This is a genomic window from Priestia sp. 40 (genome assembly GCF_049368575.1).
In the GTDB taxonomy this organism is placed as follows: Bacteria; Bacillota; Bacilli; order Bacillales; family Bacillaceae_H; genus Priestia; species Priestia zanthoxyli.
This window is the reverse complement of record NZ_JBMPZA010000005.1, coordinates 84,168-104,708: the sequence shown is the minus strand read 5'-3', so window position 1 is coordinate 104,708 and position 20,541 is coordinate 84,168. Positions and strand designations below refer to the sequence as shown.

Sequence of the window (20,541 nt, the reverse complement as noted above, 5' to 3'; positions counted from 1 at the left end):
AAGCTGTAGCTTGTGCTTTTTATCTTTAAAGAGCTTCTTTAATCATTTTTTTATAGTAAAGAACAGATAAAATACCAAAAATAGAGTACAGCGCCGTATAGACAATCATGACGATAATAATAGGTGTCCAAAGCTCTGTTCCAAACCAGAACCAGCCAGATTGCACGGCAAAATAGCTGTGAAGCAAGCCTACGATTAACGGAATGCCGAAATTAAAAAGCTGCTTTATTTTTATGCCTTTTAGTAAATCATTTTCAGTGAAGCCGAGTTTTCTAAGAATCGTATAGTTTGGCTTTTCATCTTCACTTTCGTCCATTTGTTTAAAGTAAAGAATGCACCCTGACGTGATTAAAAAGGCCAGTCCTAGAAAAGCTACAATGAACATAATTAGACCCATAGTCTGCTTTTGGCTTTTTACCGTTTCGATACGCGAATCATTGAAGGTGTGATTGCCCAATTTCATTTCTTTGAAAATCTCATTTGCTTTTGGTACGTCATTTTCTTGTGATATATCTATCCCTGTGTACACAGAAGATTCTTTTTGAATAGAAGGATTCACGTCTTTTTCTAGTTCATTAAACACGGAATCGTCTACAATCACAGTAGGCATACCGCTCGTAAAATAGGTAGATAAGAGAAATTTTCGATTTAAACCTATATACTTTTGCGGAATGACTTTTTTCTTTCCTCTTAGCTCAATTTCTCCGGAATCTTTAAATGAATTTACTCGTTGAAGCATATCATTATAGCCGGTAAACAAAGTTTCATTTTGAGCTACATTTACACCACTAACAGATTTTTCGCTAACAACTGAAAAAACCATAGCGGACGAGTCTACCATCGGGCCTTCCAAATTATTTTCTAAGATGTTTTTTACGTTTGCTTTTACCTGGATGACGTCGATCTTTTTTTCCGTATATGCTATCTTCTTTTGATCCAGCGCGGCTTTAAACGAAGCAGCGTCTTTTGTATTATTGATCGAAAAATCGTTAGGCACATAATCTTCGGCCGACTTTTCAGCAGAATAATAAGAGATGTAGCTCAAGCACAATAGGCCAATAGCCAGAGCTGATACGGTTGTAATAACCGTCAGCAACAGTGCGTTTGATTTCATCCGAAACATAATAGAAGAAAGAGATAATACGTCGTTAATCGACAAATAGCCTTTTTTGCTTTTCCGCATCAGATTTAATAAAAAGCGAACTGAGCCTTTATAAAACAAATAGGTTCCGATGATAACCGAAGCTAAAATAGATACCATTGCGATGGACAAAGCATTCATGCTTGTAAAAGATCCGTCAAACAATTTAGCAGAAATATAGTAGCCGGAAGCAATAAAGATCATGCCAAGAATTCCAATAATAATTTCAAGAATACTGATTTTTTTTGTTTTGCTTTCTGTTGATGACGTAACGCGGAATAGTGCTAAAATGGTCTGTCTTTTAATAAAAAGATAGTTCATTGTCATGATTAACAAATAGATGACGCCGAACACAATCAGCGTTTGAATCAAGGCTTCTTCTGAAAAGTGAAGCTTGGCAATGCCTTTTGTATCGGTGATTTTAAACAAAATCATAATGACCGCTTTTGAAAACGAAAACCCAATTAAAATGCCGACAATCAGTGAGGCAAAGTACAGCATAAAATTTTCAACGGTCAAAATACGGAAAATTTTTGTTTTGGTCATGCCAATTAGCTGAAATAAGCCAATTTCTTTACTGCGTCGCTTAATAAAAATCGTATTTGCATATAATAGAAAGATAGAAACAATGGCTACAAGTAAAACAGAAGCGGCCCGAACCGCCGCGCCTCCTTTAATGGAGCCTTTGGTTGCATCAAGAGCAGGATCGTACTGAAGCGTGACAAAAGCAAAATATAAAGCTGCGCTGAAAACCAGTGCAAAAACGTACAAATAATAGTTTTTTACATTCTTTTTGAAGTTGCGGAAGACGAGCTGATTAATATTCATCTTGCACTCCGCCCAGTACACCTTGAGTTTTCATAATATCTTCAAAGAAGTCTTTTCGCGTTTGATCCCCTTTATACAGCTGCGTATAAATTTGTCCGTCTTTTATAAAAATCACTTTACTGCAGTAGCTGGCTGCCACTGGGTCATGCGTTACCATCACAATGGTTGCGCTTCTTTTGTCATTAAGCTCGGTCAGTTTGTTTAATAAATCGCTGGCTGCTTTTGAGTCAAGTGCACCGGTTGGTTCGTCAGCAAAGATCATGCTTGGTTCATGAATAAAGGCTCTTGCGGCAGAGGTACGCTGCTTTTGTCCGCCCGAAATTTCATTTGGATATTTATCTTTTAGCTCATAGATGCCGAGCTGTTTGGCTAGCGCGTCAAATTTTTTGTGAGCTACTGCCGAAGGAGTTTTTACAACAGAAAGAGGCAAGAGGATATTTTCTTTTACTGTCAGTGTATCCAGTAAGTTATAGTCTTGAAAGATAAAGCCTAAATGTGTTTTCCGGAAGTTTGCTAACTGCTTTTCTTTCATTCTGCTAATTTCATTTCCTTCAATTTTGATGGTTCCGCCGTTGATTTTATCAATCGAGGAAAGCACGTTCAGAAGCGTGGTTTTACCTGAGCCGGAAGCCCCCATAATTCCTACAAATTCTCCTTTCATAATGGTAATATCTACACCTTTTAATACTTCTTGTTTATTAAATTTATTTCCGTAGCTTTTATGAATATTAGTAGCTTCTAATATGTTCATATGTATTCACTCCTTTGATCTGATACGTTTATTATAAAAAAAGAGCCTTGCGTTTTCCTTTGATTCACCGAACAAATGACGAAAGCATGTGACATTTTTGTCACATGCTTTTCATATCAACAAAATCATTTGATTTAGGAAAGGCAAGTGTAAACGTCGTGCCTTCGTTAAGAGCTGACTGCACGCCAATGTGAATAGAAAGAGCGTGCGCAGCTTTTTGAGCGAGATACAAACCCATACCTGTGGCACGGCTGTCTTCATGCTGAGTGGTTGAGGTAAAACCTTTCTCAAAAATGCGCGGCATATCTTGAGGAGAAATGCCGCGTCCGCTGTCTTTTACCTCGACGTACACTTGACCATGGTGCTTATAGCTTCTAATCATTACGTCAGATGCTTCACTGTACTTGACTGCGTTTGTTAAGAGCTGTCTCATAATAAACGAAAGCCACTTTGCGTCACACAGTACACGTCCTGCCTGTATGTCCACATCAAACCCAATATTTTTTTGCATACACCAAGCTTGTAGCGTTTTGATCTCGGTGAAAATAAGGGACTCTAAATCCAGGTGTTCAATATACATATCATTTTCGATAAAGAAAATGCGCTTTTGATGCAGCTGTTGATCAAGTAAAAAGTGAATACGGAGCCACTCGAACGTCAAGTTTGCTTTAACTTCTCGATTTTCTAAGCGTTCAATTATTAAATGCATTGCAGTTAACGGCGTTTTAATTTCGTGAATCCAAGCTAACATTTCATCTTTTTCCTGCGTCACGTGCAGCTGAGTTTGCACCGCATCTTTTTTCGCCTGTTCTAATTGTTGCATCAGATTTCGCTGAACAATCTTTTCAAACGGACGCAGCGAATGAGAAAGGGTAGAAGAATCAAAGAAATCCTCTTCATCTTTTAACCCTTGGTAAAATTTTGTTTCTTTATGATAGCGGAAGACGCAGAAAATAAGAAAGATAATCGATGATAAAAACACGATATAAAGAATCGAAGACAGCGGAATGGAGCTATCAATATAAGCGATAAAAAGCATAAAAAGATGCATCATAAAAAAGAAAAGAATCCAGCTTAGACGCTCGCGAATAAAGAGTTTAATCATAGCGTTCCTCTTCAATCGCTACATAGCCTTGACCGACTTTTGTTTCAATAAAGCTTCCTAGTCCAATTTCATCTAACTTTTTTCGCAGGCGATTGACGTTTACCGTTAGGGTATTATCACTGATAAACCGTTTATCTTCCCACAAACTATTAATCAGCTCATCTCGGCTTACAATCGTATTCTTTTTATGTATTAAGCATTTTAAAATAAAGATTTCATTTTTGGTTAACTCAATAGCTTTAGATTCCGTTGATACTTTATTTTTTTCGTAATCAATCGTTGCGCCTTGCCACGAAAGAAGGTTTACTTGTTCAACGCTGTAATTATACACGCGGCGAAGAAGGGCCTGTATTTTTGCTACAAGCACATCAAAATGAAACGGCTTTTGCACAAAGTCGTCGGCTCCAAATTGCATAGACATCACCATATCAGAAGGGTGATCTCGTGAAGATAGAAAGATAATAGGAATTTTCGAGTGAGAGCGAATCATTCTGCACCAGTGGAATCCGTCATACTTCGGCAGCTGAATATCCATAATCACTAAATCAGGTTTTACCTCGCTAAACTCCTGCATAACGTTACTGAAATCACGGATGCCATAAACATCATATGACCATTGCTCCAACCGCTCTTTTAGTTCATTAAACAGTGTTACATCATCTTCAATTAAAAGAAGTTTAAACAACCGTACTTACCACACTTTCTGTTTTTATACTCATTTTATAGTAATATCCTTTTATTTACCATATATGTTAGTGGATTCATAGGGGTTCTTTTTAAAATGTAAAGGATAGCACTGGCTGAGCATAGTTTATAAACATACGCTGAACTCTAAGGAAAAAAGAGAGCTGTTAGGAAAGCAATATAGCTGTAGTTTTACAGCAATAAAAGGAAATATTTAAAAAGCTAATTTGACTTACCGGGATAGTAGGTATAACATGCAGGTAAGTCAAATAAACAGCTATTTAAAAACAATCGACCAGACGACTGGAGATGCTTTGAACAATCAAAGCATCTCTTTTTTATTTGTCGTAAAAAGGAGGAAGTATACGTTGAGTGAAAAAAGAAAGCTGAAGCTAGGAGCAAATATTAAAGGGCTTGGAAATACGACGGACGGATGGAGACATCCGGACGTAGAGCCTGATGCGAGCATTAATATTGAGTTTTATAAGAAACAAGCGCGTATATTAGAAAAAGGACTTTTCAGCTTTGTCTTTATTGCGGATGGATTAGCCATATCTGAAAAGTCCATTCCTCACTTTTTAAATCGTTTTGAGCCAATTACACTGCTGTCAGCTCTCGCTGCTTCTACGAGTCACATCGGACTAGTTGGGACGGTTTCAACAAGTTTCAGTGAGCCTTTTACCATCGCTCGTCAGCTGATGTCTCTTGATCATATCAGCGGTGGGCGAGCTGGATGGAACGTAGTTACTTCTCCGCAAGAAAGGGCAGCGCGCAATCACAGCAGAGGACATCTTCCTGTTCACAGCGAGCGATACGAAATTGCAAAAGAGCATCTTGATGTAGTAAAAGGGCTGTGGGATTCGTGGGAAGATGATGCTTTTACCTACCAAAAAGAAACCGGTCAGTTTTTTGATCCAAAGAAAATGCATACGCTTGGATTTAAAGGCAAGCACTTTCAAGTTCAAGGGCCGTTAAATATTGCTCGTTCAAAACAGGGACATCCGGTTGTGTTTCAAGCCGGGTCATCAGAAAAAGGAAGAGGATTTGGCGCAGAAAATGCGGATGCCATTTACACCAATGCACATACACTAGAAGAAGCGCAGGCATTCTATCAAGATATGAAAAATAGAGCAAAAAATCACGGGAGAAATCCTGAAGAGCTTCTCATTTTTCCAAGTATTGATTTAATTATAGGAGATAGCGAGGAAGATGTAGAAAGAAGATATGGAGAGCTTGCCGCTTTAATTCCAATTAATCATGCCATTACATATTTAGCTCGTTTTTTTGATGATTATGACTTTCAGCAATTTGACGTAGACGCACCGTTTCCAGAGCTGGGAGATATCGGAGCAAATGCTTTTCAAAGTACTACAAATAAAATTAAACAAGCGGCGGCTGCTCGGAAATTAACGTTAAGAGAGGTCGCGCTTGAAACAATTTTGCCGCGTTCGCCGTTTTCAGGAACACCTGAGCACGTAGCGAATGAAATGCAAAAATGGTATGAGCAGGAAGCAGCGGATGGATTTGTGCTTCGCCCGTTTATGAGCGAGACGTTTCATCAGTTTGTGGAAAAAGTGGTGCCTATTTTACAAGAGCGCGGGCTTTACGACACTTCATATGAAAGCGATACGCTGCGCGGAAATTTAAATCTTTCCGTTCCAGCCAATCGATATAGTCAAACAAAGGGGGAATTTGTTTATGACAGTCAAATCAATCGGTGAATACAGCGTCACAGAAAGCTTGAAGAAGCAAGTAATTGAATGGAGAAGACACTTTCATCGCTATCCTGAATTATCGTTTCAAGAGCACCGAACGGCTCAGTTTGTGGAAGATACGCTTCGTTCGTTTGGAAGCTTTATCATTACGCGTCCTACACCAACAAGCGTGGTGGCTAGATTAATAGGAAAAGAGCAGGGAAAAGTGGTTGCGATTCGAGCGGATATGGACGCGCTGCCGATTGAAGAAGAAAACACGTTTGCATTTGCTTCGGTTCATAAAGGCGTGATGCATGCATGCGGACATGACGGTCACACGGCTATTTTGCTAGGAGTAGCTTCTGTGCTTTCTCAGTTAAGAAATGAATTTAAAGGAGAAATTCGCTTGATTTTTCAACACGCGGAAGAGCTGCTGCCCGGGGGAGCGCAGGAGCTTGTGAAAGAAGGCGTGATGGAAGGTGTGGATTATGTAATTGGTACGCACTTGAATTCTGGTCTTCCCGTCGGAGAAATCGGCGTGCTTGCTGGTCCCATGATGGCTTCGCCTGACACGTTTAACATATCGATTAAAGGAAAAGGAGGACACGCCGCAGCGCCTCATGAAGCAGTTGATGCGATCGTTTTAGGAGCGCAAATTGTGACGAACCTTCAAACGATTGTTTCAAGAACGACGAATCCAATCGATAAATTAGTCGTATCGGTTACACAATTTCACGGAGGAACTACGCACAACGTACTTCCTGATAAAGTGGAGCTGAACGGTACTGTTCGAAGCTTTGATGCGGCGCTGCGAGAAAAAGTTCCGGCACAAATTGACCGGATTGTAAAAGGACTAACAGAAGCCTACGGCGCAGAGTACACGTTTACGTATGAAAAAGGCTATCACCCTGTCATTAACTCTAAAGAAATTACAAGGTTAATTGAAGAAACAGCCATTGAAGAATACGGAAAAGACCGTGTAAAGACGCTGTCTCCTAAAATGGGAGGAGAAGACTTTTCAGCTTATCTGCAGGAAACGGAAGGAGCATTTTTTAACATTGGAGCGCGAAATGAAGAACAGGGCATCGTATACCCTCATCATCATCCGAAGTTTACGGTAGATGAAGCCTCGCTTGAAGTTGGCGTAAAAATGTTTTTGCGCGTTACTGAAAAGCTGTTGGCTCGTTAAAAAAGAGATTCAGACATACAATTACCCAATCTAAAGACGAAAAAGGGACAAAGGAGCTCGTATGGCTCGCTTGTGAAACCGCTGTTGGTTTCCGTGCAAGACTTCGCTTTCCGCGGGCGGCCGGTGAGCTTCCTCTTCGCATACGCTCCTGCGGGGTCTCACTTCTTCCGCTTTTCCTGCAGGAGTCTTCGTCTTATCCTCCAACCAACAGCTAGAAGCTACTACATAGATTAAATCTACGTTCGCTAGCACAATGAAAAGATCCCAACTGTTTATGGTTCGGATCTTTTTTCAACTAAACTACGTTTGTCCCACCCACTCTTCTCTACGACATCTTACTTTGTATCCTTATAATTCGTCGCAAATCCTGCTGCAATTAAACCAATTAGACCTAGCACTCCTACAATAACCGTTATGACCACTATGCTCACCTCAATCGCTCTGAATAATACGTTTTCATTTGTTTAATTTTACCATGAGTCTTCGTATGAAAGAAGTTTTTCTTTTAAAGGCTCGAGCTTCTTAAATTTTCGATCATAGCTTTGCCGTTTTAACATGTCATTGGTTATTATCAGCGCATCTTCTTTACGCCCCGCATACAAGTAGGCTTCAATAACTTCGTCGAATCCCTCTGAGTAAGGAAATTTTTCGTATTTTGCGAGTTTAAATGAGGCATCGTAGTGTTTCGTTGATTCTTCATATTGCTTTAGTTTTAAAAGCATACGCCCGTTCGCTAAATGTAAATCAGCTCGTTCTAAATCGGTAAGGGTATGGAGTTCAATTCCTTGATTACGTATATCAAGCGCATCTCCATAGCGCTTTTTCTCTTCCAGCTCAAACGCTCTCTCGTAAAAATGATCAAACTTCGTTAGCGGTCTCCTTGATTTATAGAACTTGTAAATGCCGTATAGAATCAAAAGCAATAACCAAAGCAATTCCTTCAACTCTCTTTCATCTCTTTATGTATAATATTTACAGTAAAGAAAATTAAAACTAATTGATAGATTGAATGAAAGAAATACATTTGGAGGTATAGGGTGGTCATCAACCAGCAGATTTACCATGTAAAAGGACTTCAGTACATTATTCGCTCAGCTGCCACTAGCGACGCAGAAGAATTGTCTCATCTAAGAGTTCAGCTAGACGGAGAAACGGAAAACTTAGATCGTGAGTCAGGAGAAGGGTATATGAATAAAGGGGACTTTGAAGAGCTTATTAGTCGTGACACCGAAAGTAACCGAAACTTATTTTTAGTAGCGGTTGTGCATAATGAAATTGTTGGGTTTTCAAGATGCGAAGGTAATGGGCTGAAACGATTTGCCCACAAAGTGGAGTTTGGCGTATGCGTCGCAAAAGAATGTTGGGGATACGGAATTGGAAAAGAGCTTTTACAGCAATCCATACTGTGGGCAGAGAGCGCGGGCATGAAGAAAATGACGCTGAATGTGTTAGAAACGAATAAAAAAGCCATTGATTTATATACAAAGTTCGGATTTGAGGTAGAAGGAGTATTAAAAAATGACAAGGTGCTGTCTGACGGCAAGTTCTATAACACAGTAGTGATGGGGCGCTTTGCATAGTCTTTTGCGAGGATTTTTTATCGATTTTTAAAGGAAAAACACCTTCAAGGCTAATGTGCTTGAAGGTGTTTTGCGTTTCGCCTGTTTTACTAGAATGATAGTTAGTGATAGACCTCACTTTTTTCACTAAAGCTTTTATTGATTTCAAATCCTTGTTCTTCTTCTTTTTCGACATCTGTACCAATAGGCTCCCACTTAATAAGAAGTGTCGCGACCAGACCAATAACGGGAACGATTGTAAGGACGAGAAATAAATTCTAAGAATAACATAATCGTTGACAAACATAGCATAAACTTTTAATATATAATTAAACAAAGTGAATTACTTGGTATTGATGATGCTGTACGAAGAAACGCGCCTACTAGGCAACTGGAGGCCAGACCATTGTGTTGAAACAAATGGACTGGTCTCCTTTTTATATTAAATGGGTGTTATGGAAGAGTTGGATTCTGAAACGGAATAGTTGGTATAGATTTAGCGATGAGCAAAATAGTCGAATGGACAGTAAGTAAGGTTTTTCTTAATAAGGTTTTTGAGAGCGCAAACATTTTAAGAGGAGGATCCGTATATGACTGCCGACTTTCATTTTCATACAGATGTATTAATTATTGGAGGAGGCCCTGCTGGTGCATGGGCAGCTCTGCAAGCAGTTAAAGAAGGTGCAAAAGCTGTACTTGTAGATAAAGGATATTGTGGAACGAGCGGAGCAACTGCGCCTTCGGGTACAGGAGTTTGGTATGTAAAACCTACTTCTGATGAACAGATGACCGCGATGAAAAGCAGAGAAGAGCTGGGGGGATATTTAGCTGAAAGAAGCTGGATGAAACGAGTGCTTGATTGTACGTTTGAACAAGTAAATGAATTAGCTCATTTTGGCTATCCGTTTCCTGTAGATGAAAAAGGAATTTCTCAGCGAACGACACTTCAAGGGCCTGAATATATGAGGCTAATGCGGCGTCAGCTTCAAAAGGCAGGGGTTCAGATTTTGGACCATAGCCCTGCACTGGAGCTTCTTGCAGATGAACACGGTGTGGCAGGTGCTTGCGGAATCAATAATCAAACGAAAGAAACATGGAGAGTGGAGGCTGCTGCAGTTGTGATTGCAACGGGAGGCTGTGCATTTCTGAGCGGAGCACTCGGTACAAATGTTTTAACAGGAGACGGTTACTTATTAGCTACAGAAGCAGGTGCGTCGCTTTCCGGCATGGAGTTTTCAAATGCTTATTCGATTTCACCAGCTTTTTCTCCAGTCACAAAATCTGCATTTTATAAATGGGCTACATTTTATTATGAAGACGGTACAGTCATTGAAGGAGCCGGTTCTCATAAAGGGCGATCCATTATAGCCAGAACGTTAATGACCCAGCCTGTTTATGCAAAGCTGGATAAAGCGGATGAACGTATTCAAAAAGCAATGCGCTTATCACAGCCAAATTTCTTTTTATCGTTTGATCGTCTTCATATGAACCCCTTTACTCAAATGTTTCCAATCACCCTGCGTTTTGAAGGAACTGTTAGAGGAACAGGCGGTATTCACATTACAGACGAAACGTGTAGAACCGACATTCCAGGATTATATGCAGCCGGAGATGCAGCAACACGCGAATTAATCTGTGGAGGATTTACGGGAGGAGGCAGCCATAATGCTGCATGGGCTATCTCTTCAGGCTGCTGGTCAGGAAAAGCAGCGGCAGCATTTGCTGTTAAGCAAGGAAGAAATGCTGCAAGTCGACATGCTAAAGGCTTATCAGAAGCGTCAGGAATCACAAAGTCAGTAGCTTCTTCTGATGCAGCTGATACGAAAGAAATGATAGCATCGGTTCAGCGCGAGGTCTTTCCATATGACCGGAACTGGTTTCGTTCAGAAGCAAGGCTGCAAGCTTCTCTGACAAGGTTACATGCCGTATGGAATGAGTTGAAGAACGGAGTGTATGATAAAGAAAGAAACCTCGTGAGAAGTCGAGAGCTTGCGGCCATGACGGCAACGGCGCGATGGATGTATACAAGTGCATTAGAAAGAAAAGAAACGAGAGGGATGCACCGCCGTGACGATTTTCCGTTTATGGATTCCAAACAGCACTACCGGATTCTAAGCGGAGGCGTGCAAGAAGTCTGGGCGAGACCCTTAGGAACAAAGTCTTCTAATCACGTAAAGGGGGTTATTTAATGATTGAGCTCCTTAGTGAAGACCGGTGTATTAACTGCAATCTTTGTGTATCCGTTTGTCCAACAAATGTCTTTGACCGCTCTCGCATGGGAGGAGCTCCTTCCATAGCTCGTCAATCCGATTGTCAAACTTGCTTTATGTGTGAACTGTATTGTCCGGTAGATGCTTTATACGTAACGCCTTTAGCTGATCAAACTGCAGAAGTAGATGAACAGGATGTAATTAATCAGCAGCTGCTTGGAAGTTACCGAGAAGCTGTAGGCTGGGGAAAAGGAAGAAAATCCACCGCTTCTTCCGATCAATCGCATATCATCTTAAATAGGAAATAGAAAAAAAGAGCGGACAAAGCCGCTCTTTTTTACTTTTGCGTTTCCCGAACCCATTTCACAATATCATCAATGACATAAGAAGGAATGTTGGCTGAAACAGCATATTCATCGGGCATGCTTTTTTCACCAGTTCCTTCTGTGAAAAAGTGGTTGAGCTTTGGATAAAGCTTAAAGGAAGTGTTGGAACGCTGAGATAAGCTTTGTTTCCAGCCTTCAAAATCTTCGGTCGTTACTTGATAGTCACGCGCTCCTTGTAAAAGAAGCAGCGGCGTATGCTGAGATTTTGCGACTTCTGCGGGGTGCCAGTGAGCTAAGTCATACCAAAAATAAGGCGTGCCAAGCAAGAATTCTTTTGGCGGCTGAGCTGGCGAAAAGCTTGGGTCTTGTAAAATGGCAAACTGCTGCTGGAAAAAAGAAAGCTGCTCTTTCGGAAGCTGATTAAGCGATACAAGATAGGCAAATTGTTCAAGCATTAACTCTGGAAGTGTGCGGCTCGGTGCAGCAAGTAAAACAGAGCCCCGCACGCTTTTACCCGGCGTTTGATTTAAAATTCTGGGCATCATCATACCGCCTTGACTGTGTCCCAGTATAAAAACATTGCGGCTGTCGATGCCTTTTTGTTTTGCCATTGCTTTGACTGCGAGTACGGCATCATCCGTTGTTTCATCGTCAACGTTTATTTTACTTTCACCGGACATTTTAGCTGTATGTTCGTATGTACGCTTGTTGTAGCGTAAAACGGCAATTCCTTGAGAAGCCAGTCCTGAAGCCAGATCTCGAAACGGCTTTAAGCTCATAAAGGTTTCATCCTGATCAGAAGGCCCTGATCCGTGAACTAAAATGACAACGGGTACATTTTGATGCTTTGAACGTGTTGGAAGGGTGAGCGTTGCTGGAAGTTCGTAAGGTGCTTTGCCGATTGAAAGCTGTTTTTCTCTGTAATTCTTAGGGGTGTCATAAGGTGGTCTGGAAAACGAAAACTGGCGCTCCTCCGGTACGATTCGCCAATCATCCATTTGACGATTTTGACTAAAGCGAACGGTTAAAGTAGCTGATGCATGTTCAAATTCAATGGGGATTTCTACATTTCGATGAACGGTATTGACTTCACCTTGTACAGCTGTCCCAATCTTTTTTACAGCACCTAACTGAGCCGTTAGAGATGACCACCACGTTTTTAGGTTGTCTTCACTCATTTTTGACTGCAGGATGCGGGAAAAGTAGCGCGTAGCTTCCTTTGTTTTTCCGTTTGCTACATTCGTTAAAAATGCGTTTGCGCGTTTGTATTCAACTTTAGATGAGTGCTGAGCAGCATTCGCCGATGCTTCAGCTTGAACGGTTGAAGTGGACATAGGAAGCGCTTGAAGGCCGAGTGCTAAAGAAACAGCGAGTGGAAGGGCGGCTTTTACTTTTTTCATACATCATCCTCCTTGGCAATTCTTGTACTCTATTAGTATACCAATTTTAGGTAAATGGAGTCATCTCCTTTTGAGATAAAAAGAAAGGCGCTGGGCCGTAAATATGGTAAAATAAAGAAGTTGAATTAGTTAGAAAATTAAAATAAATTTAGAAGTGTAAAAGAGGAGGAGCTTTTATGACCTATGATCCGCATTATCATCCATATCCATCTTACCGAGTTCCCGTTTATGCAAAAAAAGGAATGGTATCTACATCTCAGCCGCTTGCAGCGCAGGCAGGTCTTGATATTTTAAAAAAAGGCGGCAATGCCATTGATGCAGCGATCGCGACAGCAGCAAGTCTTACCGTATTAGAGCCCGCCTCTAATGGAATCGGAGGAGATGCGTTTGCGCTTGTTTGGACCAATGATCAGCTGTACGGACTGAACGCGAGCGGACCTTCTCCGCAGTCTATTTCCATTGATGCGCTGAAGGAAAAAGGATACAAAAATATTCCTAAGTACGGAATGATTCCCGTTACGGTTCCCGGCGCTCCGGCTGCTTGGGCTGCTTTATCGGAGCGTTTTGGCAAACTGTCTCTTTCTCAAGTACTGCAGCCTGCTATTCAATATGCCAAAGAAGGATTCCCGCTAGCGCCTACTCTTGCTAAACAATGGAAACAAGCGTACGATACGTTTAAACGACTACATACAAGCGAAGAATTTGATTCATGGTTTCAAACGTTTGCCCCAAATGGACAGGCACCAAAAGCAGGAGAGATGTGGTCATCCATCGATCATGCTTATACGCTTCAGCTTATTGGTGAGACCAATGCAGAAGCCTTTTATAAAGGTGAACTTACAGATCGTATTGATGCATTCAGCAAAAAGTATGGCGGCTTTTTATCAAAAGAAGATTTGGCAGCTTACGAACCTGAGTGGGTGAATCCTATTTCCGCTCACTACCGTGGATATGACGTATGGGAAATTCCGCCGAATGGTCAAGGGCTTATTGCATTAATGGCATTAAATATCGTAAAAGGCTTTGAGCTTCAAGAAAAAGATGGGGTGGATACGTATCATAAACAAATCGAAGCGATAAAGCTTGCGTTTGCGGACGGAGAAAAATACATTACGGAAGAAACGAAAATGACCGTACCTGTCAGCGAACTGCTGTCTGATACATATTCAAACTATCGCCGCACCCTTATAAAAGAACATGCCCTTCAGCCTGAAGCAGGAGAACCTGTTGGAAGCGGAACGGTGTATTTAGCAACGGCTGATGAAGAAGGAAACATGGTTTCATTTATTCAAAGTAATTATATGGGCTTTGGTTCTGGAATCGTTGTGCCAGAAACGGGAATTGCTTTGCAAAACCGCGGTCACAATTTTTCAATGGACCCTAATCACGATAACTGTCTTGCTCCGAACAAAAAAACGTTTCATACCATTATTCCAGGCTTTCTCACTAAAAATAATGAGCCTGTAGGACCGTTTGGCGTTATGGGAGGTTTTATGCAGCCGCAGGGACATATGCAAGTTGTCATGAATACGATTGACTTTCAGCTTCATCCTCAAGCTGCTTTAGACGCGCCAAGATGGCAGTGGAAAAAAGATAAAACGGTGCTTGTGGAGCCGACGTTTCCTTTATACGTAGCACAAGCGCTTGAACGAAAAGGGCATAAAATTGAAGTAGCCGTGGATTCGATGGCATTTGGGCGCGGACAGATCATTTGGAGAGATCCTGAAAGCGGCGTGCTGTGCGGAGGAAGTGAATCACGAACGGACGGATTTGTGGCTGGATGGTAAGAACAAAATAGATCAAGAAAGAAGCCCGTACTGATTAGAGTCGGGCTTTTTTCATGTCTCAACCATATGTATAAATCTCTTCAAAGAACTGAAAACTAAAACAAACATTTACGTATGTATGGATAACGTGAACTTAGGGATTATGTACGGGAAATTTACATTAGACGCTGCTGCGTATCTTTATAAATTAACATAAGCAATAATTGAGCATGGTTAGAACAACCGTCTTAAGCTGCCAATCGACACGAAGGTATACTAACAACACTTGGTGAAAGGAGCGAAAAGGTTATGAGAAATAAAAAATTTGAAGTGAATTTTTTACGTGCAATGCTGATTATAGGGCTGGGAATGCTCCCTTTTTTATTTAGAAAACCACCGATCAAAGACTGGCTGCTGGCTTATGCATTTAATGCATTAACAAATGGTATTATTGATAAATTTATTGTCTCTCACGGCCTTCTTCGATATCCAACTCGCTTGCTGAAAAAACAGTTTAGAATTAATGTGTTGTTCAACTTTTTACTGTATCCTAGTATATCCGTTATGATTAATCAGGCTACGTATCACGATAAAGGGTTAAAGATTTTATATAAAATTGTGCTTTTTACGATTCCAATGTTTTTTATTGAATTATGGGCTGAAAAACGAACGAAGCTCATCGAGTGGAAAACAGGGTGGATGTGGTACCACACCTTTACTAGCGTAACATTAAAATCGTATCTTAACCGGCTGCTGATTGGATGGATTCGGAAAATTGAAAAGAAGCAGGACGAAACGAAAATAAAATAACATTGGTTCTAAAAACGACGTTAGAGAGGTGAACAAAGGTGCATATTTCTATCCTTCTATGGCTGATTTTTCAAAATATCCAAAAGAAAACGTGGAAAAAAATTCACGAGCTTTATGCTGGGGTTTTATACGTGAGCTTTTTTAATATTCTTTATTACTTTTTATGTAACGATAAGTTGCTTTGGGATTTTAAATCTTCTCATCTTTCATTAAAAGTACTGCGTATTTTACACCTTATGTTTATTACGCCTCTCATGGTTTTGTCGTTCTTAGCTACTTATCCGCCTACACTTCTTAAACAGGTGAAGTATATTACAAAATGGGTATGTACAGCTTCATTTGTAGAATGGATCGGACTTAGGTGTAAGGCTATTACATTTAGGCACGGATGGCATTTAGGGTGGTCAGCACTTATTTATGTAATGATGCTTATCTTTTCGAGATGGTTTCAAAAAAAGCCTTTTGTGGTCTTGCTGCTCTCGGTTTTTGCAACAGTAGTTCTCAGCATTATTTTTAAAGTTCCCGTGAGCAAACGGATGCTAAAACATCCGCTGAAACGAATATTGACTCGGCCTTTAAAAGATCATGTGACTCAAGCTGTTGCGAATAAAGTAAGGCGAAAATGCCTGCTTCTCAAGCTGTTCTCGTAAGTTCCTGCTCTCTGTAAAGAGCAGGTTTTTTAGCTTACTGGAGGAATAACGTCCGTCAGCAACAGAATGAAAAAAATCAGGCCCACTCCCGTAAAGCTTAAAGAAGCAAGAAAATAAGCCGTCCAACGCAAACGAAACGAATTATGTTCAATATTGGCTCCAGACATTAACCTCATGGAGTGAGTGTTATAGTGAGAATGAGCGCTGTTGCTTCCGCTGCTTGAAAACCAAAAAGTTAAAACTGAAAACAAAAGTCCGCTAAAAAACATAAGCTCAATAAAGCGGATAGACAAAAATGATGAGCATGCATAGGTTAATCCAGCTTCAATAAGCAGGGTAATAACAAAAATAAGCTGAGTTCTCTTCAAAAAATTTCCCCCTTTTTTTCTCTATGTCTACTTTTCATTATACAATAATTTACATGTATAAAAAGTCTCAAAAATGCTTTTATTATGATATAATGGTAATTATTGTATGCTTAAAAAGGGTATTCAAAGCCCGTACGCATCACGATTAGAAGCTCTTTTATAACGATGACACTGATGATATACCCTGCGATTAGTTTCAAATGCGTAGAATGAAAGTGAGGAATATCTATCTATGGACTTAAGAGAGACTGTGATTGCAATACTAGCAGCGGGAGCACTGCTGTTATACGCTACGCTAGAGCTTTGGTTTGCGCCTCGTAATTCTTCCTTTTTTAAAGGGTGGAAGCAAAAACTAGCCGTCATTTTACCGTTATACACAGTTACATTTGGCATATGGTTCGCGTTTTTTTCATAACAAAAAAGTCTTACAAAAAGGAGGAATGAAAAATGGAAATCAATTCATACCTCATTCGGTTTTCATGTATGCTGATGCTCATGTTTGGAGGATTATTTATTATTCGGTATGTAAAAACAGGGGACTTTTATTTAGATCAGCTTCTTGTCTTTGGAGCGGGTTTTGTTCTGTTTATCGGCTCACTTATTTGGAAAAGAAAACATCAGCAGCAAGGAAATAGAAAAGCTTGTTAAACTTATAAAATTGTGACAGTATAAAACAGATAAAAAACGTAATCTCGTGATCGTACCATTGGTTACGAGCTGCTGCTGGAGGAAAAGAAAATGAATGTACCTAATTGTCCAAGCTGTCAATCACAGTATACATATGAAGATGGAAACCTGTTCATATGCCCGGAGTGTGCGCATGAATGGGGTCAAGATGAAAAAGCAGAAAGCACGGAAGAACAGCTTACTGTAAAAGATGCAAACGGCAATGCTTTAAAAGACGGAGATTCAGTTACTGTCATCAAAGACTTAAAAGTAAAAGGAAGCTCATCGGTTGTAAAAATCGGAACGAAAGTAAAAAGTATTCGTTTAGTAGAAGGCGATCATAACATCGACTGCAAAATTGATGGATTTGGAGCGATGAGCTTAAAATCTCAGTTTGTGAAAAAAGCATAACGATAAAAAAGTCAGGATGAAGAAGACTTTCATTCTGGCTTTTTTTTATGTATTTTAACGGACAAAGTGAAATATATAGACCATTTTGTCTATTTTAGAAGGAATCTAGCTAAATGTCCCGAACTTACTTAAAGTGTCTGAAGGTTTGGATATTAATGGAATGGATGACCATTTCATTAAGGCAAAGGGGAGGGAGAAATGTGAAAAAGTTTTTAGCGTTTCAAATTTTAATTGCATTAGTAATTGGAGCTGTTATCGGGCACTTTTTTCCGGACTTCGGGATGGCTTTAAGACCGGTAGGGGACGGGTTTATCCGCCTCATTAAAATGATTGTGGTGCCGATTGTCTTTTCAACCATCGTCATAGGTGCTGCGGGAAGCGGCAGTATGAAACAAATGGGGAGTCTAGGGTTAAAGACGATTATTTGGTTTGAAATTATTACTACCATCGTATTAGGAATCGGTCTGCTGTTAGTGAATTTGCTAAAGCCCGGAGTAGGCCTCGATCTTTCTCATCTTGTTAAAAAAGATATCGGTGAATTGTCTCAGTACACCGACAAAGTCGTGGACTTTAAACAAATGATTTTGAACATCATTCCAACGAATATCGTAGATGTGATGGCAAAAAATGATTTGCTGGCCGTGATTTTCTTTGCTATTTTATTCGGTGTTGCTGCCTCAGGAGTTGGTAAAGCATCCGAACCTGCCATGAAGTTTTTTGAATCCACCGCTAAAATTATGTTTAAATTAACGCAAATTGTTATGGTCACAGCGCCTCTTGGTGTACTAGCGCTAATGGCTGCATCTGTGGGGCAATACGGCATTGTACTTCTGCTTCCAATGCTGAAACTAATTGGAACCGTCTTTTTAGGTCTTTTTATTATTTTATTTGTTTTGTTTCCGCTTGTTGGATTTTTGTTCAAGTTCAACTACTTTGAAGTATTCAAAATGATTTGGGATTTGTTTCTTATTGCGTTTTCAACAACAAGTACAGAAACGGTTCTGCCACAGCTGATGGAGCGTATGGAGAAGTACGGATGTCCTAAGCGAGTGGTGTCGTTTGTTATTCCGTCGGGCCTGTCGTTAAACTGTGATGGATCTACTTTGTATTTATCCGTTTCATGCGTCTTTTTAGCACAGGCTTTTAATATTGACATGCCCTTAACTCAGCAATTATTTATGATGCTTATACTCGTAATGACAAGTAAAGGAATTGCGGCTGTCCCGTCAGGTTCACTTGTTGTTCTTTTAGCAACAGCCAACGCAGTAGGTCTGCCGGCTGAAGGAGTGGCAATTATTGCAGGAGTAGACCGCATCATGGATATGGCCAGAACAGGAGTCAATGTTCCAGGTCACGCCATTGCCTGTATTGTCGTCTCAAAATGGGAGAAAGTATTTCGAACCCAAACGCCAATTCCGCCTGCATCGCACACGGAATCTCTATAAAACCAACCCCCGCTTTAGTCTATAGAGCGGGGGTTTTTGCTTACGTTTCAAAGGTGCAGACTAGAGTGGTTCGCCATACTCAGTCCTCCACAAAAAGAGGAGCAGCCGCTTGCAAATGTTCACAAAATGTTCACTTACGAAGAAGGAAGATAAAAAGCTATACTAAGCCAAGTAAAAAAGATGAAAAGGATGAGGAATGTGCCAACAACTAAAAAAGAAAGTATGTATTTTGGAATGATGATGTGCGGAGGGATGGTGCTTGTGATGACGATGTATAACATGTTAATAAATGATGTCATCGGGCATATCACACTTGCAGAAGGTATTTTGAACTTGGTTATCACATTTGTAGTTGCCATGGCTGTCGAAACTTTCGTAGTCGGTCCCGTAGCAAAAAAAGTAGCATTTTCACTGCCGTTTGATAAGTCTAAACAGTTAAAAGTCGTGTTGATTTTGTCAACGTGCATGGTTATCGGAATGGTGCTTTGCATGTCTGTATACGGCTTAATTACGATGTCATTTACAAAAGGTTTGCATGGAGAGCCGCTTCTTTCAAGCTATGCATTTATCGTTATGAAAAACTTTATCGTAGCCTATCCGCTTCAGCTTCTCATTATGGGGCCTTTAGTTCGCGGATTGTTTATGAAATTTGTTAAAAAGAATCTGGCAGCTGCTTAACTCAAAACCCTAAGAACGTATATTTTCTTAGGGTTTTGTTATGCAAAGCTGTTCGGTAAGAAGAGAAGAAAGTCACTAAATGACAAGTGATTTGGCGTTATTTATTTAGAAATACTTACTCTTTAAAACGTTTCAAAGCCATACTCCCGGGTACACACAACATTAATGAGGAGGAGATAGTATGGAAGCAAAAGCAAAGAATGTTGTGGGGGTATATGAAACGGAACAAGAAGCAATTCATGCTGTAGAGAGTTTAAAAAAAGAAGGATACGCATCAGAAGAAATATCTATCATCGGTAAACATAAAAAGACCAAAAAAGTTCAGAAAGAAACGAATACAAAAGCAGAAGGGGCAGCAACTGGAGCACTTACCGGAGGTACGCTAGGGAGCTTGACCGGAATATTAGCAGGTGCCGGTGCTCTTGCCATACCGGGAATAGGTCCAATTGTGGCGGCTGGTCCGATTGTAGCTACATTAACAGGTGCGGCAGCTGGTGCGAGCGTAGGAGGTCTGTCTGGTATTTTAGTCGGTATGGGAATTCCAAAACAGCAGGCCGAACAATATAATGATTCAGTCAAAGAAGGCAGCTTGCTTGTTTTAGTAGACAAAGAAGACTCAGATCATGAAGGAAACCCGAAAGCTCCTTTAACCGGAATGATTTTATAGAACGTATGATATATGTAGGAGAAAGCTGTCGCAGTGCGGCAGCTTTTTTATGCCCTGGTTTTATTTAAGTTAACTTAATGCACAATAATATTCCATAATAGTTAAAAATATCAAAGTATTTGAGGGTAACCTGAAAGATAATATGCCTTAAATTATAATGTAATATTATTGTAACAATAATGTATTTATTATT

At 40.3% G+C, this 20,541-nt stretch carries 22 protein-coding genes; 14 read left to right on the top strand and 8 right to left on the bottom strand.

The annotated features are described in order from the left end of the window. Positions 1-25: 25 nt before the first annotated feature. The 4 genes from ACO1DI_RS01400 to ACO1DI_RS01385 form a co-directional block, all read right to left on the bottom strand. Positions 26-1,969 carry an ABC transporter permease gene (locus ACO1DI_RS01400; RefSeq protein ID WP_014459174.1) on the bottom strand — a complete coding sequence of 648 codons (1,944 nt, stop codon included), beginning with the start codon at positions 1,967-1,969 and terminating at the stop codon, positions 26-28. Then, positions 1,959-2,720, bottom strand: coding sequence for an ABC transporter ATP-binding protein (locus ACO1DI_RS01395; protein ID WP_014459175.1), 762 nt, complete (start codon positions 2,718-2,720; stop codon positions 1,959-1,961). Before ACO1DI_RS01395 ends, ACO1DI_RS01400 begins: the two co-directional genes overlap by 11 nt. Positions 2,721-2,820: 100 nt before the next feature. Continuing rightward, positions 2,821-3,825 carry a sensor histidine kinase gene (locus ACO1DI_RS01390; RefSeq protein WP_115654412.1) on the bottom strand — a complete coding sequence of 335 codons (1,005 nt, stop codon included), beginning with the start codon at positions 3,823-3,825 and terminating at the stop codon, positions 2,821-2,823. Then, positions 3,818-4,510: a response regulator transcription factor gene (locus tag ACO1DI_RS01385; RefSeq protein ID WP_226555211.1), complete on the bottom strand. Its 693-nt coding sequence runs from the start codon at positions 4,508-4,510 to the stop codon at positions 3,818-3,820. The genes ACO1DI_RS01390 and ACO1DI_RS01385 overlap by 8 nt, the downstream gene beginning before the upstream one ends. A gap of 367 nt (positions 4,511-4,877) precedes the next feature. Here ACO1DI_RS01385 and ACO1DI_RS01380 point away from each other — a divergent pair, with 367 nt between their 5' ends. Both ACO1DI_RS01380 and ACO1DI_RS01375 read left to right on the top strand, forming a co-directional pair. Beyond that, entirely contained in the window at positions 4,878-6,230 is a 1,353-nt protein-coding gene (locus tag ACO1DI_RS01380) for an LLM class flavin-dependent oxidoreductase (RefSeq protein ID WP_226555576.1), read from the top strand. Continuing rightward, positions 6,208-7,392: a M20 family metallopeptidase gene (locus ACO1DI_RS01375; RefSeq protein ID WP_423144990.1), complete on the top strand. Its 1,185-nt coding sequence runs from the start codon at positions 6,208-6,210 to the stop codon at positions 7,390-7,392. Before ACO1DI_RS01380 ends, ACO1DI_RS01375 begins: the two co-directional genes overlap by 23 nt. On the opposite strand, the gene ACO1DI_RS01370 is transcribed toward ACO1DI_RS01375, so the two are convergent. Together ACO1DI_RS01370 and ACO1DI_RS01365 are read right to left on the bottom strand one after the other, a co-directional pair. Next, complete coding sequence (locus ACO1DI_RS01370; RefSeq protein WP_423144989.1) at positions 7,367-7,534, bottom strand: hypothetical protein; 168 nt, start codon at positions 7,532-7,534, stop codon at positions 7,367-7,369. The genes ACO1DI_RS01375 and ACO1DI_RS01370 overlap by 26 nt on opposite strands. A gap of 328 nt (positions 7,535-7,862) precedes the next feature. Then, positions 7,863-8,336 carry a hypothetical protein gene (locus ACO1DI_RS01365; protein ID WP_371906022.1) on the bottom strand — a complete coding sequence of 158 codons (474 nt, stop codon included), beginning with the start codon at positions 8,334-8,336 and terminating at the stop codon, positions 7,863-7,865. A gap of 93 nt (positions 8,337-8,429) precedes the next feature. Here ACO1DI_RS01365 and ACO1DI_RS01360 point away from each other — a divergent pair, with 93 nt between their 5' ends. The 3 genes from ACO1DI_RS01360 to ACO1DI_RS01350 all read left to right on the top strand — a co-directional run bounded on the left by ACO1DI_RS01360 (position 8,430) and on the right by ACO1DI_RS01350 (position 11,469). Beyond that, positions 8,430-8,972, top strand: a complete 543-nt coding sequence (locus ACO1DI_RS01360) for a GNAT family N-acetyltransferase (protein WP_226555216.1) — start codon at positions 8,430-8,432, stop codon at positions 8,970-8,972. A gap of 569 nt (positions 8,973-9,541) precedes the next feature. Further along, on the top strand, positions 9,542-11,140 hold the full coding sequence (locus tag ACO1DI_RS01355) for an FAD-dependent oxidoreductase (RefSeq protein WP_423144988.1): 1,599 nt from the start codon (positions 9,542-9,544) through the stop codon (positions 11,138-11,140). Continuing rightward, positions 11,140-11,469 carry a 4Fe-4S dicluster domain-containing protein gene (locus ACO1DI_RS01350; RefSeq protein WP_115654406.1) on the top strand — a complete coding sequence of 110 codons (330 nt, stop codon included), beginning with the start codon at positions 11,140-11,142 and terminating at the stop codon, positions 11,467-11,469. Before ACO1DI_RS01355 ends, ACO1DI_RS01350 begins: the two co-directional genes overlap by 1 nt. 29 nt (positions 11,470-11,498) lie before the next feature. Here ACO1DI_RS01350 and ACO1DI_RS01345 read toward each other — a convergent pair whose 3' ends face one another. Continuing rightward, entirely contained in the window at positions 11,499-12,887 is a 1,389-nt protein-coding gene (locus ACO1DI_RS01345) for an alpha/beta fold hydrolase (protein ID WP_423144987.1), read from the bottom strand. Positions 12,888-13,063: 176 nt separating this feature from the next. Here ACO1DI_RS01345 and ACO1DI_RS01340 point away from each other — a divergent pair, with 176 nt between their 5' ends. The 3 genes from ACO1DI_RS01340 to ACO1DI_RS01330 all read left to right on the top strand — a co-directional run bounded on the left by ACO1DI_RS01340 (position 13,064) and on the right by ACO1DI_RS01330 (position 16,113). Further along, positions 13,064-14,674, top strand: a complete 1,611-nt coding sequence (locus tag ACO1DI_RS01340) for a gamma-glutamyltransferase family protein (RefSeq protein ID WP_423144986.1) — start codon at positions 13,064-13,066, stop codon at positions 14,672-14,674. A 288-nt stretch (positions 14,675-14,962) separates the two neighbouring features. Further along, entirely contained in the window at positions 14,963-15,463 is a 501-nt protein-coding gene (locus ACO1DI_RS01335; protein ID WP_423144985.1) for a CBO0543 family protein, read from the top strand. 38 nt (positions 15,464-15,501) lie between these two features. Next, entirely contained in the window at positions 15,502-16,113 is a 612-nt protein-coding gene (locus ACO1DI_RS01330) for a CBO0543 family protein (protein ID WP_115654402.1), read from the top strand. 29 nt (positions 16,114-16,142) lie between these two features. Here the strand turns inward: ACO1DI_RS01330 and ACO1DI_RS01325 are convergent, their stop codons facing one another. Then, positions 16,143-16,481 carry a hypothetical protein gene (locus ACO1DI_RS01325; RefSeq protein WP_014459189.1) on the bottom strand — a complete coding sequence of 113 codons (339 nt, stop codon included), beginning with the start codon at positions 16,479-16,481 and terminating at the stop codon, positions 16,143-16,145. Between the two features lie 232 nt (positions 16,482-16,713). On the opposite strand from ACO1DI_RS01325, the gene ACO1DI_RS01320 reads away from it, so the two are divergent. The 6 genes from ACO1DI_RS01320 (at position 16,714) to ACO1DI_RS01295 (ending at position 20,348) form a co-directional block, all read left to right on the top strand. After that, positions 16,714-16,896 carry a hypothetical protein gene (locus ACO1DI_RS01320; protein WP_014459190.1) on the top strand — a complete coding sequence of 61 codons (183 nt, stop codon included), beginning with the start codon at positions 16,714-16,716 and terminating at the stop codon, positions 16,894-16,896. 32 nt (positions 16,897-16,928) lie between these two features. After that, positions 16,929-17,129 carry a hypothetical protein gene (locus ACO1DI_RS01315; protein ID WP_014459191.1) on the top strand — a complete coding sequence of 67 codons (201 nt, stop codon included), beginning with the start codon at positions 16,929-16,931 and terminating at the stop codon, positions 17,127-17,129. A gap of 90 nt (positions 17,130-17,219) precedes the next feature. Next, on the top strand, positions 17,220-17,558 hold the full coding sequence (locus ACO1DI_RS01310) for a zinc ribbon domain-containing protein YjdM (RefSeq protein ID WP_029715023.1): 339 nt from the start codon (positions 17,220-17,222) through the stop codon (positions 17,556-17,558). A 200-nt stretch (positions 17,559-17,758) separates the two neighbouring features. Next, entirely contained in the window at positions 17,759-19,003 is a 1,245-nt protein-coding gene (gene gltP, locus ACO1DI_RS01305; RefSeq protein ID WP_029715022.1) for a glutamate-aspartate/proton symporter GltP, read from the top strand. 198 nt (positions 19,004-19,201) lie between these two features. Then, the gene (locus ACO1DI_RS01300) at positions 19,202-19,681 is read left to right on the top strand and encodes a DUF2798 domain-containing protein (protein WP_423144984.1); all 480 of its coding nucleotides are present in this window, start codon (positions 19,202-19,204) and stop codon (positions 19,679-19,681) included. A 181-nt stretch (positions 19,682-19,862) separates the two neighbouring features. Next, positions 19,863-20,348, top strand: a complete 486-nt coding sequence (locus ACO1DI_RS01295) for a general stress protein (protein ID WP_115654395.1) — start codon at positions 19,863-19,865, stop codon at positions 20,346-20,348. Positions 20,349-20,541 lie beyond the last annotated feature (193 nt).

Excerpts from the sequence above, each read along its gene's own strand:
- ACO1DI_RS01400 (WP_014459174.1), bottom strand. The coding sequence starts at position 1,969 with ATGAATATTAATCAGCTCGTCTTCCGCAACTTCAAAAAGAATGTAAAA.
- ACO1DI_RS01395 (WP_014459175.1), bottom strand. The coding sequence starts at position 2,720 with ATGAACATATTAGAAGCTACTAATATTCATAAAAGCTACGGAAATAAA.
- ACO1DI_RS01390 (WP_115654412.1), bottom strand. The coding sequence starts at position 3,825 with ATGATTAAACTCTTTATTCGCGAGCGTCTAAGCTGGATTCTTTTCTTT.
- ACO1DI_RS01375 (WP_423144990.1), top strand. The coding sequence starts at position 6,208 with ATGACAGTCAAATCAATCGGTGAATACAGCGTCACAGAAAGCTTGAAG.
- ACO1DI_RS01370 (WP_423144989.1), bottom strand. The coding sequence starts at position 7,534 with ATGCGAAGAGGAAGCTCACCGGCCGCCCGCGGAAAGCGAAGTCTTGCA.
- ACO1DI_RS01355 (WP_423144988.1), top strand. The coding sequence starts at position 9,542 with ATGACTGCCGACTTTCATTTTCATACAGATGTATTAATTATTGGAGGA.
- ACO1DI_RS01350 (WP_115654406.1), top strand. The coding sequence starts at position 11,140 with ATGATTGAGCTCCTTAGTGAAGACCGGTGTATTAACTGCAATCTTTGT.
- ACO1DI_RS01345 (WP_423144987.1), bottom strand. The coding sequence starts at position 12,887 with ATGAAAAAAGTAAAAGCCGCCCTTCCACTCGCTGTTTCTTTAGCACTC.
- ACO1DI_RS01340 (WP_423144986.1), top strand. The coding sequence starts at position 13,064 with ATGACCTATGATCCGCATTATCATCCATATCCATCTTACCGAGTTCCC.
- ACO1DI_RS01335 (WP_423144985.1), top strand. The coding sequence starts at position 14,963 with ATGAGAAATAAAAAATTTGAAGTGAATTTTTTACGTGCAATGCTGATT.
- ACO1DI_RS01320 (WP_014459190.1), top strand. The coding sequence starts at position 16,714 with ATGGACTTAAGAGAGACTGTGATTGCAATACTAGCAGCGGGAGCACTG.
- ACO1DI_RS01315 (WP_014459191.1), top strand. The coding sequence starts at position 16,929 with ATGGAAATCAATTCATACCTCATTCGGTTTTCATGTATGCTGATGCTC.
- ACO1DI_RS01310 (WP_029715023.1), top strand. The coding sequence starts at position 17,220 with ATGAATGTACCTAATTGTCCAAGCTGTCAATCACAGTATACATATGAA.
- ACO1DI_RS01295 (WP_115654395.1), top strand. The coding sequence starts at position 19,863 with ATGGAAGCAAAAGCAAAGAATGTTGTGGGGGTATATGAAACGGAACAA.